The 16,280-nt window shown below is 63.6% G+C and carries 18 protein-coding genes; 8 read left to right on the forward strand and 10 right to left on the reverse strand.

From position 1 onward, the window contains the following. From ftsY to LB577_RS30140, 4 genes are all read left to right on the forward strand, one after another. Positions 1-1,124: signal recognition particle-docking protein FtsY (gene ftsY / locus LB577_RS30125; protein ID WP_224690075.1), on the forward strand; the 1,124-nt coding region annotated here is incomplete at its 5' end. Between the two features lie 51 nt (positions 1,125-1,175). After that, positions 1,176-1,868 carry a septation protein A gene (locus tag LB577_RS30130; RefSeq protein ID WP_224690076.1) on the forward strand — a complete coding sequence of 231 codons (693 nt, stop codon included), beginning with the start codon at positions 1,176-1,178 and terminating at the stop codon, positions 1,866-1,868. 71 nt (positions 1,869-1,939) lie between these two features. Beyond that, positions 1,940-2,560: a pyridoxamine 5'-phosphate oxidase family protein gene (locus LB577_RS30135; protein ID WP_023768425.1), complete on the forward strand. Its 621-nt coding sequence runs from the start codon at positions 1,940-1,942 to the stop codon at positions 2,558-2,560. 41 nt (positions 2,561-2,601) lie between these two features. Beyond that, a complete protein-coding gene (locus tag LB577_RS30140) occupies positions 2,602-3,132 on the forward strand; it encodes an NADPH-dependent FMN reductase (protein WP_224690097.1) in 531 nt (176 codons plus the stop codon). A gap of 213 nt (positions 3,133-3,345) precedes the next feature. Here the strand turns inward: LB577_RS30140 and LB577_RS30145 are convergent, their stop codons facing one another. Beyond that, a complete protein-coding gene (locus LB577_RS30145) occupies positions 3,346-3,555 on the reverse strand; it encodes a tautomerase family protein (RefSeq protein WP_224690077.1) in 210 nt (69 codons plus the stop codon). A 179-nt stretch (positions 3,556-3,734) separates the two neighbouring features. Then, positions 3,735-4,655, reverse strand: a complete 921-nt coding sequence (locus tag LB577_RS30150; protein WP_013892235.1) for an SMP-30/gluconolactonase/LRE family protein — start codon at positions 4,653-4,655, stop codon at positions 3,735-3,737. A 293-nt stretch (positions 4,656-4,948) separates the two neighbouring features. Between LB577_RS30150 and LB577_RS30155 the strand changes: the two genes are divergently transcribed. Continuing rightward, positions 4,949-5,116, forward strand: a complete 168-nt coding sequence (locus LB577_RS30155; protein WP_013892234.1) for a hypothetical protein — start codon at positions 4,949-4,951, stop codon at positions 5,114-5,116. Between the two features lie 152 nt (positions 5,117-5,268). Here the strand turns inward: LB577_RS30155 and LB577_RS30160 are convergent, their stop codons facing one another. The 4 genes from LB577_RS30160 to ccmA form a co-directional block, all read right to left on the reverse strand. Next, complete coding sequence (locus LB577_RS30160; RefSeq protein ID WP_224690078.1) at positions 5,269-5,844, reverse strand: DsbE family thiol:disulfide interchange protein; 576 nt, start codon at positions 5,842-5,844, stop codon at positions 5,269-5,271. Then, positions 5,841-6,014, reverse strand: coding sequence for a heme exporter protein CcmD (ccmD, locus tag LB577_RS30165; RefSeq protein ID WP_224690079.1), 174 nt, complete (start codon positions 6,012-6,014; stop codon positions 5,841-5,843). The genes LB577_RS30160 and ccmD overlap by 4 nt, the downstream gene beginning before the upstream one ends. Before the next feature lie 139 nt (positions 6,015-6,153). Then, complete coding sequence (gene ccmB / locus LB577_RS30170; RefSeq protein WP_224690080.1) at positions 6,154-6,819, reverse strand: heme exporter protein CcmB; 666 nt, start codon at positions 6,817-6,819, stop codon at positions 6,154-6,156. A gap of 211 nt (positions 6,820-7,030) precedes the next feature. Further along, positions 7,031-7,639, reverse strand: coding sequence for a heme ABC exporter ATP-binding protein CcmA (gene ccmA / locus LB577_RS30175; RefSeq protein ID WP_224690081.1), 609 nt, complete (start codon positions 7,637-7,639; stop codon positions 7,031-7,033). Positions 7,640-7,924: 285 nt separating this feature from the next. Here ccmA and acnA point away from each other — a divergent pair, with 285 nt between their 5' ends. Continuing rightward, on the forward strand, positions 7,925-10,615 hold the full coding sequence (acnA, locus tag LB577_RS30180; protein WP_224690082.1) for an aconitate hydratase AcnA: 2,691 nt from the start codon (positions 7,925-7,927) through the stop codon (positions 10,613-10,615). Positions 10,616-10,725: 110 nt separating this feature from the next. Here the strand turns inward: acnA and LB577_RS30185 are convergent, their stop codons facing one another. Continuing rightward, positions 10,726-11,391: a ceramidase domain-containing protein gene (locus tag LB577_RS30185; RefSeq protein WP_224690083.1), complete on the reverse strand. Its 666-nt coding sequence runs from the start codon at positions 11,389-11,391 to the stop codon at positions 10,726-10,728. 178 nt (positions 11,392-11,569) lie between these two features. On the opposite strand from LB577_RS30185, the gene LB577_RS30190 reads away from it, so the two are divergent. Further along, positions 11,570-12,352, forward strand: a complete 783-nt coding sequence (locus LB577_RS30190; protein WP_224690084.1) for a DUF1223 domain-containing protein — start codon at positions 11,570-11,572, stop codon at positions 12,350-12,352. A 7-nt stretch (positions 12,353-12,359) separates the two neighbouring features. Here LB577_RS30190 and LB577_RS30195 read toward each other — a convergent pair whose 3' ends face one another. After that, complete coding sequence (locus LB577_RS30195; RefSeq protein WP_224690085.1) at positions 12,360-13,745, reverse strand: NAD(P)/FAD-dependent oxidoreductase; 1,386 nt, start codon at positions 13,743-13,745, stop codon at positions 12,360-12,362. A 484-nt stretch (positions 13,746-14,229) separates the two neighbouring features. On the opposite strand from LB577_RS30195, the gene LB577_RS30200 reads away from it, so the two are divergent. Further along, positions 14,230-14,616 carry a DUF2794 domain-containing protein gene (locus LB577_RS30200; RefSeq protein ID WP_013892225.1) on the forward strand — a complete coding sequence of 129 codons (387 nt, stop codon included), beginning with the start codon at positions 14,230-14,232 and terminating at the stop codon, positions 14,614-14,616. Between the two features lie 151 nt (positions 14,617-14,767). Here the strand turns inward: LB577_RS30200 and LB577_RS30205 are convergent, their stop codons facing one another. Next, entirely contained in the window at positions 14,768-15,343 is a 576-nt protein-coding gene (locus LB577_RS30205; RefSeq protein ID WP_224690086.1) for a GNAT family N-acetyltransferase, read from the reverse strand. 116 nt (positions 15,344-15,459) lie between these two features. Then, the gene (locus LB577_RS30210; RefSeq protein ID WP_023768411.1) at positions 15,460-16,233 is read right to left on the reverse strand and encodes a Bax inhibitor-1/YccA family protein; all 774 of its coding nucleotides are present in this window, start codon (positions 16,231-16,233) and stop codon (positions 15,460-15,462) included. Positions 16,234-16,280 lie beyond the last annotated feature (47 nt).

A 16,280-nucleotide genomic window follows, 5' to 3' on the forward strand; every position in this document is an offset into this window, starting at 1 on the left:
CCAGTCACCCCCACCCCCGCGCGGCGCTCGGGACCTCCCCCATCGAGGGGGAGGTAAAGCGCACGCCGCCCGACGCTATATCTGCACCGGTCGAGGCGCAGCCCGTCCAGCCACCACCGGAGCCCAAATCCGCCCCGGGTAAAGTGACCGTCACCAAGAAGGTCGAGCAGAAGGCCGAACCGGTGAAGGCGCCGGAGCCGGCGCCGAGGCGCTCCTGGTTCCAGCGCATGCGCGACGGGCTTGCCCGCTCCTCGCGCGAGCTCACCGGCAACATCGCCGGCGTCTTCACCAAGCGCAAGCTGGACGAGGAGACGCTGCAGGATCTGGAGGACGTGCTGATCCGCGCCGACCTCGGCATGGAGACGGCCTTGCGCGTCACCGATGCTCTGGCCTCCAGCCGCTACGGCAAGGACGTCTCCGACACCGAAGTGCGCGCCATCATGGCGGCCGAGGTGGAGAAGGTGCTGACCCACGTCGCCATGCCGCTGGAGCTCGACCTCTCGCACAAGCCGCATGTCATCCTGGTGGTCGGCGTCAACGGCACTGGCAAGACCACGACCATCGGCAAGCTCGCCGCCAAGCTGACCGACGGCGGCCTGTCGGTTATGCTCGCCGCCGGCGACACTTTCCGCGCTGCCGCGATCGAACAGCTCAAGATCTGGGGCGAGCGCACGAACTCGCCGGTCATCGCCTCCAAACTCGGCGCCGATGCCGCCGGCCTCGCATACGATGCTTTCGAGCGGGCGAAGGAAGCCGGGTCCGACGTGCTGATCATCGACACCGCCGGCCGCCTGCAGAACAAGACCGAGCTGATGGCGGAACTGGAAAAGATCGTCCGCGTGCTCGGCAAGCTCGATCCGGAAGCGCCGCACACCGTGCTGCAAACCGTCGACGCCACCACCGGCCAGAACGCGCTCAACCAGGTCGAGATCTTCCGCAATGTCGCCGGCGTCAACGGACTGGTGATGACCAAGCTGGACGGCACGGCGCGCGGCGGTATTCTGGTGGCGATCGCGGCGAAGCACAAATTGCCGGTCTATTTCATCGGCGTCGGCGAACAGGTCGACGACCTCGAACCTTTCTCGGCAAGCGAATTCGCCAGGGCGATCGCTGGAGTGGCGTAGCGGCATGATCCCGAAAATTTTTGAACGGGATCGTGCGTAAGAAGGAAGATCATGAACCCACCCATTCTCGAACGCGACCCGTCCGACCCGCAGAAAGAGAAGAAGGAAGGCGTCAATCCCGTGCTCAAGCTGGTGCTGGAGCTGGGTCCCTTGCTGGTCTTCTTCTTCGCCAATGCGCGCGGCCCATGGCTGGTGGAGAAATTCCCGGTGCTGGCCGAGTTCGGCGGCCCGATCTTCGTCGCCACCGGTCTCTTCATGGCCGCCACGGCCATCGCGCTGGTGGTGTCCTGGCTGCTTATTCGCAGCTTGCCGATCATGCCGTTGGTGTCCGGCGTCGTCGTCTTCATCTTCGGCGCGCTGACGCTCTATCTGCAGGACGACATCTTCATCAAGATGAAGCCGACCATCGTCAACACGCTGTTCGGCGGCGTGCTGCTCGGCGGCCTGTTCTTCGGCCGGTCGCTGCTCGGCTATGTCTTCGAATCCGCCTTCAAGCTCGACGCCGAAGGCTGGCGCAAGCTCACTTTCCGCTGGGGCCTGTTCTTCCTGTTCCTGGCCATCGTCAATGAAGTGGTGTGGCGCAATTTTTCCACCGATGCCTGGGTTACCTTCAAGGTCTGGGGCATCATGCCGATCACGCTTCTGTTCACCTTCAGCCAAATGCCGCTGATCCTGCGCCATTCGCTGGACGACAAGGCAAGTGGAGAACAGAAGGCCGGCGGGGAAGAAAAGGCCGGCAAGTAGAGCAATTCCAGGAAAAGCGCGTAACGCCTTCCCTAGTGAATTGCCTCAAGAACCAAATGGGAGAAAGGGTCATGGAATTCGTCAGCACGCGCGCGGAACTGCGGACCATCTACAAGACGCCGCGGCCGACCGATGGTTCGATTCGCAAGGAATTGAAGGCGCTCGACGGCCATTGCCGTTCCTTCATCGGCAAGAGCCCGTTCGTGCTGATCGGCTCCTCCGATGGCGAAGGCAATTCCGACGTAACGCCGAAGGGCGACAAACCGGGCTTCGCCGTCGTTCTCGACGACAGGACCATCGCCATTCCAGACCGGCCCGGCAACAACCGGCTGGACACGCTGGAAAACATCCTGCGCAATCCCTCGGTCGGGCTGCTTTTCCTCATTCCCGGCATGAATGAGACGCTGCGCGTCAATGGCGATGCCCGCATCACCGTCGACGCGGGTTTGCGCGAGCGCCTTTCCGTCGATGGCAAGGAGCCGCAAAGCGTCATCGTCGTCACCGTCAAGGCCACCTACATGCATTGCGCCAAGGCCTTCATGCGCTCCGACCTGTGGAAGCCGGAGACCTGGTACGACCGCGCGACGCTGCCGACACTCGGCCAGATCTTGCGCGACCAGCTGGCACTAGCCGATTCGGCCGAGGCGACCGACCGCTGGCTGGACGACGAATACAAGCAGTCCATGTGGTAGGCTTTTCCGGACACGATTCGTCCGAACTGGCCTCACCGACTGTGCTGAACATCCTCGCCATTTCCGGCAGCCTGCGGGCGGCCTCCACCAATTCGGCCTTGGTCGAAGCACTGGTGCGCACCGCGCCTTCAGGCTGCCGCGTCACCGTCTATGACGGGCTTGGCCGCTTGCCGATCTTCAACCCCGACGACGAGGACGAGCGCACGCCGCGCGCAGCCTCCGAGCTGATCGACGCCGTCACCCGTGCCGACGGCGTCATCATCTCTTGTCCCGAATATGCCCATGGCGTGCCGGGCGGGCTGAAGAACGCGCTCGACTGGCTGGTGTCGCGCGACGCGGCCGTCGCCAAGCCAGCCATGCTGGCGCACGCCTCGCCGCGCTCGCTCTACGCCCGCGCCGCCCTGGCCGAGATCATGCGCACCATGTCGTTCGCGCTTTACGACGGCGGACTGGAGATTGCCCTGCTGGGGAAGAAGCCGCCGGAGGTAGAGGCTATCTTGGCTGAGCCGGTGAACGTGCTGGCGATACGCGACGCGCTGGCTGCTTTCGCCGAGTTCATCCGCACGCGCTGAGCGGCGGCGCCTTTGCCTTCTCCCCCTTGTGGGAGAAGGTGGATCGGCGCGCAGCGCCGAGACGGATGAGGGGTGTTCCAGCGGAGTGAGGCGTTGGTTTTTCTGGTTCAAACCTGGCGATTGTTGACGTATCGCCAAGCTGGAACACCCCTCATCCGACCTCGCTTCGCGAGGCCACCTTCTCCCGCAGGGGGAGAAGGAAGAGAGGGGCGCCTACTTCTTCCCTCTCAACGTCTCCACATCGGTCTTGCCGACATACCAGTCGCGGGCGTTGACCTCTTCGAAGACCACCCAGACATCGTCATTGCCGAGCCCGGTGGCGTCGATGATGGCGGCCGTGACTTTTTTGGCGATGTCAGCCTTCTTGCCTGCCGGATCGGCGGCGATCACTTCCTTGACGATGCGGATGTTGACGAATGGCATGACGTCCTCCCCTTCAAATGGCTAACGCCGTTGAGAGACCGTTTCGAAATTCGCTCTGGCGAGTCATATGATGGTGGTTTCGAGAACCGGAGCGGAGCGTACTTTTGGGTACGTGAGCACCGGAAGCGCAGAAAACGCCTTCAGATGGCCGTCAGAGTAGAATTTCCAAACGGTCTCACTCAAAAAGTCTTGGCTCCGTTCACCATCAGCCGCACCATGTAGAGCGAGGTGGTGCCGGCGATGTAGAGGCAGTTCAGCTTGTTGCCGCCGAACACGCAATTGGCGGTCACCTCCGGCACCTTGACCTTGCCGATCAGCGTGCCGTCCGGATCGTAGCAATGGATGCCGTCGGCGGCGCTGGTCCAGATGCGCCCGTCCGCGTCGAGTCGGAAACCGTCGAACAGGCCGGCCGTGCAGTCGGCGAAGACCTTGCCGCCCGACACTTTCTTCCCGTGCTTGCCGACATTGAAGACCCGCATATGCGCCGGGTTCTCGGCGCCATGCGTGCGGCCGGTGTCGACGACATAGAGCAGGCTCTCGTCCAGCGAAAAGGCGAGCCCGTTGGGTCTGACCATATCGGTGATGACCGCCTCGATCTCGCCGGTATCGGGATCGACCCGGTAGACGTGGCAGGCACCAATCTCGCTCTCGGCCTTGTCGCCCTCATAGTCGGTGTCGATGCCGTAGGTCGGATCGGTGAACCAGATCGAACCGTCGGACTTCACCACCGCGTCATTGGGCGAGTTCAGCCGCTTGCCCTTCCATTTGGCGGCGATCGTGGTGACCGAGCCGTCATGCTCGGTACGGCTGACGCGGCGGCCGGAGTGCTCGCACGTCACCAGCCGGCCCTGCCGGTCGACGGTGTTGCCGTTCGAATTGCCCGACGGCTGCCGGAAGACGCTGACGCTGCCGTCCGTCTCGTCGTAGCGCAGCATGCGGTTGTTCGGAATGTCGGACCAGACGACGTAACGACCGGCGGCGAACCAGGCCGGTCCTTCCGCCCAGCGGCATCCGGTGAACAGCTTTTCCACCTGCGCGTTGCCGTTGAACAGGCGCGCGAAGCGCGGATCGAGAATTTCGTAATAGTCTGCGGCCGCCATGCATTTCCTCCCGGCATCACGTGACGCCGGATCAAGCCAGCCCGCGATCGTTATGGCAAGACGGGACGCCTGCAATTTGTATGACAAAACGGAGAGGAAGCGGCCGGTCGACCCCGGCTCGGCACACGCCGGCGACCCGAACGCGCTTTAGGACCCGATTAACCGGCTATGCACTGCGCGCAATGGTGCATTGCAACATCTTCTTTTTGCAACGCACCAATACTATGTCATGTTCCGTACTGCCAAGGGAGGAAGAACCCGCCGCCGGAATGCGGCACAGAAGGACCCTTGCTATGATCTTCAACGATCTCATGACCCGCGCTCGCACCAGCATCGCCAAGCGCAAGCACTACAATCGCCTCGTCGCCGAAATCGACAGCTTTTCCAGCCGCGACCTCGCCGACATGCGCGCCGATCGCTCGGAAATGCTCTACCAGATCCACAAGCAGATCTACGGCTGAGTTCTTGACCTTGCGCCACCCCGGCGCGTTGAGATTCAGGTCAGGCCGAGACGAAAACGGTGGATTCTGAGAACCGGAGCGGAGCGTACTTTTCGTACGTGAGCACCGGAAGCGCAGGAAGCCGCCGTTTGCAGGCCGGCATCACCTGAATATCAATGCGCCGCCAGTGCCTTGTCGATCTGTGGCAGCAACAAATCCCTAGCCGTCTCCGCCGTCAGCGGGCCGACATGCTTGTAGGCGATCTTGCCGTCCTTGCCGATGACGAAGGTTTCCGGCACGCCATAGACACCCCAGTCGATCGCCGCACGGCCGGCTTCGTCGACACCGATGGCCTGGAACGGATTGCCAAGATCGCCGAGGAACCGTCGGGCGTTCTCCGGCCGGTCCTTGTAGTTCAGCGCCGCCATCACGAACCGCTTGTCCTGCGACAGCGCCAGAAGCACCGGATGCTCTTCGCGGCATGGCGCGCACCACGACGCAAAGACGTTGACCAGGGTGACCTTGCCGACGAAGGTTTTGGAATCGAGCCCCGGCAGGTTCGATCCTTCCAGCGCCGGCAGGTTGGTCTGCGGCGCCGGCAGGCCGATCAGCGCCGACGGCACTTCCGAAATATCGCGCCCCGACAATAGCTGCGACAGGAACAGTCCTGCCAGACCGAGGAAGACCAGCAGCGGCAAGAGCACGAACAGGCGCCGGCTGCGTGACGGTGTTTCGCTTTCGCTACTCACGGCTTTGCCGCGCCCGTCTTGTCGGAGCGGCGCTTCACGCCAGCCGCTTCGAGTTCGGCGAGTTCGCGCTTGCGCGCCCGCTGGTCAAGCAGGATCCAGCCGATCAGCCCGGCCAGGACCAACGCGGTGATGGCATAGGCCGCGGTGACATAGAGCGCATGCGCACTCATGCGGTCCGCTCCATTCCAGCGTCTCCATTCAACCGTCGTTCGATCATGCTTCCCCTTAGCCGCGCATCGGCAGCTTCGCAATCGGACGCCGCGCCGCAGTCCTCAGGCCCACGGTGTTCAGCAGGCTTGTACTGCCGCATCAATCCGTACCGTGGCGCAAGGCCAGCGCCGCCGACACTGGTCCCAGCACGGCAAGAAACAGTGTCAGCGCGGCAAGAATGAGGAAGGGTTGCAAAAACGGATCGGGATTGGCGGTGGCGCCATAGCTCGCCGAAACACCGAAGATCAGCACCGGAATCGTCAGCGGCAGCACCAGCACCGAGATCAAGAGCCCGCCGCGCGGCAGCGCCACCGCCACCGCCGCCCCGGCGGCACCGATGAAGGTGATCGCCGGCGTGCCGACCAGCAGCGTCAGCGCCGTGGCGCCTATCGCCAGCGGCTCCATGTTCATGAACAGGCCGAGCAAGGGAGCCGCGACCACCAGCGGCAGCACGCTGCCAGCCCAATGCGCCAGGCATTTCACCAGCACCGTCAGCGCCAGCATGTGCCGGTCGTTGCCGAGCACCAGGAGATCGAGCGAGCCATCCTCGCGATCGGCCTGGAACAGCCGGTCGAGCCCGAGCAGGCAGGACAGCAGCGCCCCGATCCACAATATCGCCGGGCCGATGCGGGAAAGCAGCTTCAGGTCCGGTCCAACGCCGAACGGAATGGTGGCGATGACGGCCAGGAAGAAGATAACGCCGGTCAAAGCGCCGCCGCCGGCGCGGATGTTGAGGCGGATGTCGCGGGCGAAGAGGGACCACATTACGATGTGGTCCCTTGTTGAGGCTGGCGTTCTGTCGCGCCCCCCTCTGTCCTGCCGGACATCTCCCCCACGAGGGGGGAGATCGGCTGTCGCCAGCGATTTCGCCAATCATTAGCATCGCAAAGACAAGCGGGGTGCCGAAGCTGCCAATCTCCCCCCTCGTGGGGGAGATGGCCGGCAGGCCAGAGGGGGGCGCCGTAGAACACCGACATTAACCGGCTTCCCCCATTCTCAATTCCGTCGCCCCATCCAATCCCAACGGCAGATGCGTCGCCGCGACAATCATCCCACCCCCAGCACAATGCCTCGCCATCAGCCCCGCAAACCGCGCCTCCGAAGCCTTGTCCAGCCCTGCCGTCGGCTCATCGAGCAGCCACAGCGGCCGCTGGCTGACCAGAAGCTTGGCGATCGCCGCGCGCCGCCTTTGCCCTGTCGAGAGATAGCCGAACGGCAGATGGCCGATGCCGCCGAGCCCGACGGTCTCCAGCGCCTCGTCGACGCCGACGTCTCCGCCACCGTTGAAATCGCGCCAGAAGCGCAGGTTTTCCGCCACGCTCAGCGCCGGCTTCATCGCGTTCTGGTGGCCAAGGTAATGACAGGCCGAGGCAATGGACGGAAAAGCCTCGCCGCCGCCTTCGAGCAGCAACCGGCCTTCGGCCACCGGCAACAGCCCGGCGACGATCCTGAGCAAGGTCGATTTGCCCGATCCGTTCGGCCCGGTGACGACCAGCGCCTGGCCTTGGTCGAGCGCAAAACCGACGCCGGAAAACACCGTCTCGCCGCCGCGTTCGCCGCCCAGATTTTCGGCGATCAGCCGCATCCCTCGCCTGCCCTGAAATCAATGTTTCGCGAGCGCTGCCGCATCGCACAAATTTGCTCCGCAACTGTCTAGAACTATTCCAGAAAATTCTCTATATGCGGTGCATCCGTGCCAGCGGTCGGCGCGGGAACAGAATTTGCGCCGAACCAGCGCACGCGCCGCCTTGAACGGCTCGGGTTGCTTGGGAACGGACAGCGGAAATGGCCGTACCCGCACCTTTGCGCGTGATTGCATGCCATCGGCGTCCGTTCCCTTTCAGGCTGAACAGACAAGGACGGATCGCACGTGTCAAAATCCCTCGATAGCTTCAACTGCCGCCGCACCCTGACCGCGGGCGGCGCCGAGTATGTCTATTTCGACCTCGTCGAGGCCGAGAAGAACGGCCTCACCGGCATCGCCCAGCTGCCCTATTCTATGAAGGTGCTGCTCGAAAACCTGCTGCGCAACGAGGACGGCCGCTCCGTCACAAAGGACAGTATCCAGGCGGTCGCCGGCTGGCTGACCGACAAGGGCACGGCCGGCGTCGAGATTGCCTACCGCCCGGCCCGCGTGCTGATGCAGGATTTCACCGGCGTTCCCGCCGTGGTTGATCTGGCCGCCATGCGCGACGCCATGGCTTCGCTCGGTGGCGACCCGCAGAAGATCAACCCGCTGGTGCCCGTCGATCTCGTCATCGACCATTCCGTCATCGTCGACGAGTTCGGAACGCCGATGGCCTTCGCCAGGAATGTCGAGCTCGAATACGAGCGCAACGAGGAGCGCTACAAGTTCCTGAAATGGGGCCAGCAGGCGTTCCGCAACTTCCGCGTCGTGCCGCCCGGCACCGGCATCTGCCACCAGGTCAACCTCGAATATCTCGGCCAGGTCGTGTGGACCAACACCGAGGATGGCGAAACCACCGCTTACCCCGACACCTGCGTCGGCACCGATTCGCACACCACCATGATCAACGGCCTTGGCGTGCTAGGCTGGGGCGTCGGCGGCATCGAGGCCGAGGCGGCCATGCTTGGCCAGCCGGTCTCCATGCTGCTGCCCGAAGTCATCGGCTTCCGCCTCACCGGCAAGCTCAAGGAAGGCGTCACCGCCACCGACCTGGTGCTCACCGTCACCCAGATGCTGCGCAAGAAGGGCGTCGTCGGCAAGTTCGTCGAGTTCTTCGGCCCGGGCCTGTCCAACATGACGCTGGCCGACCGCGCCACCATCGGCAACATGGCGCCCGAATATGGCGCCACCTGCGGCTTCTTCCCGGTCGATTCGGAGACCATCCGTTACCTCACCATGTCCGGCCGCGAGGAAAGCCGCATCGCGCTGGTGGAAGCCTATTCCAAGGCGCAAGGCATGTGGCGCGAGGCCGGCTCGGCCGACCCGGTCTTCACCGACCTGCTCGAACTCGAGCTGAGCAGCGTCGTGCCGTCGATGGCCGGCCCCAAGCGCCCCGAAGGCCGCGTCGCGCTTGAAGGCATTCCAGCCGGCTTCGCCAAGGCGATGGAGACCGAATACAAGAAGGCCGCCGAAATCTCCAAGCGCTATGCCGTCGAAGGCACCGACCATGATCTCGGCCATGGCGACGTCGTCATCGCCGCCATCACGTCCTGCACCAACACCTCGAACCCGAGCGTGCTGATCGGCGCCGGTCTTTTGGCGCGCAACGCCAACCGCCTCGGCCTCAAGCAGAAGCCGTGGGTGAAGACCTCGCTGGCGCCCGGCAGCCAGGTAGTCGCCGAGTATCTGGAGAAATCCGGCCTGCAGAAGGAGCTCGACCAGATCGGCTTCAATCTTGTCGGCTTCGGCTGCACCACCTGCATCGGCAATTCCGGCCCGCTGCCGGCGCCGATCTCCAAGACCATCAACGATAAGGGCTTGATTGCAGCCGCGGTGCTCTCCGGCAACCGCAATTTCGAAGGCCGCGTCTCGCCCGACGTGCAGGCGAACTACCTGGCGTCACCGCCGCTGGTCGTCGCCCATGCGCTGGCCGGCACCGTCACCAGGGACCTGACCACCGAGCCGCTTGGCGAGGACAAGAATGGCAATCCGGTCTACCTCAAGGACATCTGGCCGAGCTCGACCGAGATCCAGGAGTTCATCGAGAAGAACGTCACCCGCGAGCTGTTCGCCCGCAAATATGCCGACGTCTTCAAGGGCGACGAATACTGGCAGAACGTCAAGGCGCCGGAAGGCCAGACCTATGCCTGGGACGACAACTCGACCTATGTGCAGAACCCGCCCTATTTCGCCGGCATGACCGCTGGTTTCGGCAAGATCGGCGACATCAAGGGCGCCCGCGTGCTCGGCCTGTTCGGCGACAAGATCACCACCGACCACATCTCGCCGGCGGGCTCGATCAAGGCGGCGTCGCCGGCCGGCAAATACCTCACCGACCACGGCGTCGGCGTCGCCGACTTCAACCAGTACGGCACGCGCCGCGGCAATCATGAAGTGATGATGCGCGGCACCTTCGCCAACATCCGCATCCGCAACCACATGCTGGGCGAGAACGGCCGCGAGGGCGGCTACACCATCCACTATCCGTCGAAGGAAGAGGAATCGATCTACGACGCGGCGATGGAATACAAGAAGGAAGGCGTGCCGCTGGTCATCTTCGCCGGCGTAGAATACGGCAACGGTTCGTCGCGCGACTGGGCGGCCAAGGGAACGAACCTGCTTGGCGTCCGCGCCGTCATTGCCCAGTCCTTCGAGCGCATCCACCGCTCGAACCTGGTCGGTATGGGCGTCATCCCCTTCGTCTTCGAGGAAGGCACCTCTTGGGCCTCGCTCAACCTCAAGGGCGACGAGGTCGTCGAGATCGACGGCCTGAGCACCATCAAGCCGCGCCAGACGATGAACGCCAAGATCACTTATGGCGACGGCACGGTGAAGAACGTGCCGATCATCTGCCGCATCGATACGCTGGACGAGCTCGACTACTTCAAGAACGGCGGCATCTTGCAGTACGTGCTGCGCGATCTAGCCGCGTAGCGGCGAGGGAGTAGGGGAGTAAGGGAGTAAGGGAGTAGGGCAGTAGGGCAGTAGGGAAAAGTCGTCCCGCCGCTCGGTTCTCTTCCCTACTCCCCTACTGCCCTACTGCCCTATTCCCTTAATTCTCCATACCGCGCCGCCGCCGCCAGCAACACGCCGAGCATCAGCCCGTTGAAGATGTGCCACAGGAAATGCGTGCCGAGCGGAAAGCTGCCGCAGACCATCGGGTCGATCATGCGGCAGATGACGGACACCACGAAGATCGCCGAACCGGCCAGATTGTACCAGCCGGCGCGGTTGCCGCTCACCGTTACCCAGACGCCGAAGAAGGCGAGCGCCAGGAACGGCGGCAGATAGCCCGTCGTGCCGTTCGATGCCTGGCGCAGCCAGTCCGGCACGGCGAAGGTGATCAGCCCGGCAACCGCGTAGAAGACGACGAAGACCGCGATCGCCTTGCCCCACTCCATGCCGAGGAAACGACGCAGGTTGAACAGCGTGTAGGCCAGGGTAAAGCTTGCGATCGGCAGGATATCGGCCCAGATCGTGCCCCGGGTGGCAAAGGTATGGAAGATCGTCGAGCCGATGCCGATCGCCACCACCCACCAAGCCAGCACTTGCGCGAAGGTGCCGGTTTTGTGCCGCCGCACTTCGAGCACACCCCATAATCCCGCCGCGATGAAGGCGAGGTTGCTCAAAGCATTCGTCGGCTCGGCCCAAAGTCCAGGACCGGTCCGCTCGCAATAGAGATCGACAGGGGTCAGGAGAGTTTGCCACATGGTGATGATCCCAGCCCGAATCGAACCGCGTAGTGAAATGCAGTGCCCACTCCTATTGCGACCTTACCTGCGGCTGCAATGGCAAAATTTCACCGCAACGTGACTTCCCGTTGACTTCGGCTTCTGCCACATATTTCAGCAAATCAGAACAAAGCCGGCATCACCGGCGGGAATTGGAATGGTCATGGCCTCGCGAAGATCCCTGTGGCTGGCAGCCCTTGCGCTGGCCTTCTCGGCGGTTGCCGGTGCTGGCCATGCCAGCGAATCCGAGAAAATGCATGCGGAACCCCAGGCCGACAAGCCGCTCGGCGTGGTCGAGCTGTTCACCAGCCAGGGCTGCAGTTCCTGTCCCCCGGCCGATGCCTTCTTCGCCGAACTCGCCACCAAGGACGACATTGTCGCGCTCGCCTATCACGTCGACTACTGGGACTATCTCGGCTGGAAGGACACGCTGAGCCGCAAGGAGAACACCGAGCGGCAGTACGACTATATGCGCGCCTTCGGCAGCCGCTCCGTCTACACGCCGCAGGCGGTCCTCAATGGCCGCATCCATGTCAACGGCGCCAATCGCACCGAGGTCGACGGCGCGCTCGCCCGCATGGCGAGATCCGGCGAAGGCATGCGCGTGGCCATCAAGGTCAGCCGGACCAGCGACCGCGTGATCATCGATGCCGGCGATGCCGGCACCGGCCCCAGCGATGCCCATGTCGTCATCGTCTATTTCGAGCCGCCGCAAACGATCAAGATCGCCCAGGGCGAGAATTCCGGCCGCAGGATGACCTATTGGAACGCGGTTACCGGCATCCAGACCGCGGGCATGTGGCACGGCAAGGCGCAGCGCTATGAATTGCCGATAAGCGAGATCGTCAAGAAGGGCGGCTGCGCCGTGCTCTTGCAATCGGCCGGCAAGGACGGCATGCCCGGCCCCATTCTCGGCGCAGCCTTCATCCACAAGCCTTGAAAAGGCTTCAATGCCCAGTCAGGCGATCCGCGAAAGCGGCGAGCCGGGACGTTCGGCCGAGACCGTTTGCCTCGCGCCGGTCGGCGATGCGAGAGAGCTGGTACATGGAGTGGACACCGAGCCAGCGCAGCGGTTCCGGCTCCCATTTCTTGACTGTCCGGTTGACCCAGGGCAGCCGGGTCAGTTCGGTGTCGTGGCCGAGCACGAGGTCGCGCAAGGTGCGGCCCGACAGGTTCGAGCTGGAAACGCCGAGCCCGACATAGCCGCCGGCCCAGCCGATGCCGGTCTCGCGATCGAAGCCGCAGGTGGTGCACCAGTCGCGCGGCACGCCGAGCGTACCGCACCAGGCGTGGTCGAGGCGCACGCCCTTGGTCTGCGGCAACAGCCTGGTCAGGATCTCGTGCAGCTGGTCGATGGTCGCCTGCTGGGTCTGGCCGCGCATGTCTGTGCGCGAGCCGAAACGGTAGGGCACGCCACGGCCGCCCATGGCGATCCGGCCTTCGCGCGTACGCTGCGCGTAGCAATAGGTGTGCGCGGCATCGCCCAGCACCTCGTAGCCGCTCCAGCCGATCGTGTCCCAGAGCTTTTGCGGCAGCGGCTCGGTCACCACGATGGCGCTGTTCAACGGCAGCCAGAGGCGCCTGAGGCCGGGAATGCCGGCCGTGAATCCTTCCGTGGCACGCACGATCTTTTCGGCGCGCACGATGCCGCGATCGGTGGTCACCTTGCCTTTTTCGATCGCCAGCACCTGCGTCTGCTCATAGATCGGAACGCCTGATCGCACGACCGCCGCCGCCAGGCCCTGCACCAGCTTGGCCGGCTGCACGCGGGCGACGTTGCGGACGACGAAGCCGCCCAGCACCTTGTCGATGGCGATGCGCTCGCGCGCTTGCCTTGCGTCCAGGAAGGCCAGCCTCTCCGGTGGCATGTCCCAGTGCAGGAGCTCATCGTATTCCGCCCTGGCGCGCTGCAGCTGCGCGGTGTTGGTGGCCACGGTGATGTTGTCGACGCGGCGGATATCGGCATCGATACCCTCGGCCTGCGTCACCGAGATCACTTCGTCGACGGTGCCGAACATGGCGCGCTGCATGTCGATGACAGCGCCACGCGACGAGGACGCCGCATATTTCTCGCGCGACCAGCTGAACCCGCCCGACAGCCAGCCGCCATTGCGGCCCGAGGCGCCGAAGCCGGCGAACTCCTTCTCGACGATGGCGATGCGCAGCGAGGGCTGCGCCTTCTTCAGGTAATAGGCCGTCCACAAGCCGGTGTAGCCGGCGCCGACGATGCAGATATCGGCCTCGATGTCGCCGGGCAGCGCAGGGCGATAAGCCGGCACGCCGCCTATATCGGCATACCAGAACGACACGTCGCCATTGTGCTTGGCTTGCATTGTCTTTTCTTCCGAACTTTTTGCGCTCGCGCCAGATCGGCCTTGTCGTCATCGGCCGGCAAACAAGGCTCTCGATAGGGGAAATCCGCCGTCGCGGCGACGCGGGCATGAAAAAACCGACGTCAGCTTGCTTCTGACGTCGGTCATTTAGGTTTTGGGATCGTCGCACCCGGCTTTTCCAAGGAAAAACCGAGGTTGGTTCGATCCGACGCAGACCCGTGGGCGGGGGGCTTGGGGTTTACGAGCCGGTGCCGGACCGAACCGTCTCAGGCAACGCCGGTAAATTCGTCGGAGATTGGGGCACGAGCGCGGATAAAAAAAGGCAGAAATGTGGCGAAGCATCACCAATTCCAACATGCGGTTCGCAAATGTGACTGGACGTGACCGAAACGGCGCGTCGCTGGCGCTGCTTCGCCGGCTCTTGCAATTCGATGGCGAAGGGGCCAACTTTGGTTGGCAAGATTCATTTTCGAAGGATCGAGGCATGACTGATGACAGCGGCGGGATGGGGGATGGGGACGCATCCGCAATATTGATCCCGCTGCACGAGGCCCGACGCGAGCGCCTCGACCAGCCGGTGCGCTTCGAGCGGCGCGAGCTCGACCAGATCCTGAGGCTTTACGGACGGATGGTCGCCGCCAATGAATGGCGCGACTACGCCATCGACCATCTCACGGATCGCGCTGTGTTTTCCGTCTTCCGCCGCGCCAGCGAAGTGCCGCTTTTCCAGATCGTCAAGGACCCGAAACTGGCGCGCAAGCAGGGCGCCTTCGCCGTCATCGCCGCCGGCGGCCGCATCCTCAAGCGCGGCCAGGAACTCGGCCGCGTGCTTGGCGTGTTCGACAGCAAGCTGAAGGTTGTTGAGGCCTGAGGGGGAATTGGAGAATTGAGGAACTGAGGAACTGAGGAACTGAGGAACTGAGGAACTGAGGAAAGGCACTCAGCGCCTGATGATTCGCCTTCTTCTTTGTTCTTCAATTCTTCAATTCTTCAATTCTCCAATTCCTCAGTTCTCCAATTCCTCAATTCCCCCTGCCCTCGCGAAACCTCCGCTCCGGCAACGAATCAGCGGCGGGCGGGAGCGATGCGCCGCCATTCAGCGTCAGTTGCATGAACACCGTGTCCAGCCAGCGGCCGTGCTTGTAGCCGGAGCCCTCGAGGCGGCCCGAATGGCGGAAGCCGAGCCTTTCATGCAGCTTGACCGAGGCGCTGTCGGGACGGCCGTCGCCGATCACCGCGACGATCTGGCGGAAGCCCGCCGCCTCCACCGCCGCGATCAGGCTTTGCATCAGCCTGAGGCCGACGCCCCCGCCCTTGGCGTCAGGCGCGACATAGACCGAATCCTCGACGACGAAGCGATAGGCCGGGCGCGGACGGAAGGCGCCGGCATAGGCATAGCCGAGCACGGCGCCATCCTTCTCCGCCACCAGATAGGGGAAGCCGCCGGCCGTCAGCGTGTCGAATCGCTTGCCCATTTCGGCGCGGCTGGGCGGCTCCAGTTCGTAGCTCGCCGTGCCGTTCGTCACCGCGTCGGCATAGATTTCGGTGATGGCGTCGAGGTCGGCCGAGGTCGCCGGCCGGATCGCAATATTGCTCATTCTTTACGCAGGCCTTTCATTTGCCTTCGATACAGCAAAGGCCGGCGCAAAAGAAAAGGGCGGCTGTTGGGCCGCCCTTCCAAACCCGATGGTCCAGTCAGACCATGAAGCGTGCCTCAGCGGCGGTCGCCCATGAACTGCAGCAGGAACATGAACAGGTTGATGAAGTCGAGATAGAGCCTCAACGCGCCCATGATGGCCTTGCGGCCGGCGACATCGGAAGCATCACCCTCGAAATACATCTCCTTGATCTTCTGCGTATCATAGGCGGTGAGGCCGGCGAAAATCAGCACGCCGATCGCCGAAACGGCGAAGGACAGCGCCGATGACTGCAGGAAGATGTTGATCACCATCGCGATGATCAGGCCGAACACGCCCATGATCAGGAACGAGCCCATCGCCGTCAGGTCGCGCTTGGTGGTGTAGCCGTAGAGCGACAGCGCGCCGAAGCCGGCGGCGGTGGCAAAGAAGGTCTGCGCGATGCTTGCCGTGGTGTAGACCAGGAAGATCGACGACAGCGATAGGCCGACGAGGCCGGCATAGACCCAGAACGTCGTCTGCGCCGCCGAAACGCTCATCGACTGGACGCGGAACGACAGGAACATCACCGCGGCCAGCGGGGCTAGAATCACCACCCAGCGCAGCGGCGAGCCGAAGATCGCGTAGCCGAAGGAGGTCAGCATTTCACCGCTCGGCAGCGTTGCGACAGCCGAGGCCGGATCGGTGGTGGTGGCCAGCATGATCGTGCCGACAGCGGCAAGGCCGGTGATGAGGAGGCCAAGCCCCATCAGATTGTAGACCTTGACCATGTAGGCGCGCAGGCCCTGATCGATATCGACGCCGGCGCCGGGCACGGCGCGCGTCTGATAATTACGAATGGGTTCAGCCATTGGAGTCCTCTATTGCTTCTGCCCCGTCCGGTGTCAGGTCCATCCGG

The sequence above is a fragment of the Mesorhizobium sp. B283B1A genome (genome assembly GCF_020165735.1).
GTDB classification, from domain to species: domain Bacteria; phylum Pseudomonadota; class Alphaproteobacteria; order Rhizobiales; family Rhizobiaceae; genus Mesorhizobium; species Mesorhizobium opportunistum.

What these genes read in the sequence shown, in the direction of transcription:
- LB577_RS30145 (WP_224690077.1), bottom strand. Translation starts at nt 3,555, where the DNA reads ATGCCATTCGTCAACATCCGCATCGTCAAGGAAGTGATCGCCGCCGAT.
- LB577_RS30195 (WP_224690085.1), bottom strand. Translation starts at nt 13,745, where the DNA reads ATGCAAGCCAAGCACAATGGCGACGTGTCGTTCTGGTATGCCGATATA.
- LB577_RS30200 (WP_013892225.1), top strand. Translation starts at nt 14,230, where the DNA reads ATGACTGATGACAGCGGCGGGATGGGGGATGGGGACGCATCCGCAATA.
- LB577_RS30190 (WP_224690084.1), top strand. Translation starts at nt 11,570, where the DNA reads ATGGTCATGGCCTCGCGAAGATCCCTGTGGCTGGCAGCCCTTGCGCTG.
- LB577_RS30135 (WP_023768425.1), top strand. Translation starts at nt 1,940, where the DNA reads ATGGAATTCGTCAGCACGCGCGCGGAACTGCGGACCATCTACAAGACG.
- LB577_RS30185 (WP_224690083.1), bottom strand. Translation starts at nt 11,391, where the DNA reads ATGTGGCAAACTCTCCTGACCCCTGTCGATCTCTATTGCGAGCGGACC.
- LB577_RS30155 (WP_013892234.1), top strand. Translation starts at nt 4,949, where the DNA reads ATGATCTTCAACGATCTCATGACCCGCGCTCGCACCAGCATCGCCAAG.
- ccmD (WP_224690079.1), bottom strand. Translation starts at nt 6,014, where the DNA reads ATGAGTGCGCATGCGCTCTATGTCACCGCGGCCTATGCCATCACCGCG.
- LB577_RS30210 (WP_023768411.1), bottom strand. Translation starts at nt 16,233, where the DNA reads ATGGCTGAACCCATTCGTAATTATCAGACGCGCGCCGTGCCCGGCGCC.
- ccmA (WP_224690081.1), bottom strand. Translation starts at nt 7,639, where the DNA reads ATGCGGCTGATCGCCGAAAATCTGGGCGGCGAACGCGGCGGCGAGACG.
- LB577_RS30150 (WP_013892235.1), bottom strand. Translation starts at nt 4,655, where the DNA reads ATGGCGGCCGCAGACTATTACGAAATTCTCGATCCGCGCTTCGCGCGC.
- ccmB (WP_224690080.1), bottom strand. Translation starts at nt 6,819, where the DNA reads ATGTGGTCCCTCTTCGCCCGCGACATCCGCCTCAACATCCGCGCCGGC.
- LB577_RS30205 (WP_224690086.1), bottom strand. Translation starts at nt 15,343, where the DNA reads ATGAGCAATATTGCGATCCGGCCGGCGACCTCGGCCGACCTCGACGCC.
- LB577_RS30130 (WP_224690076.1), top strand. Translation starts at nt 1,176, where the DNA reads ATGAACCCACCCATTCTCGAACGCGACCCGTCCGACCCGCAGAAAGAG.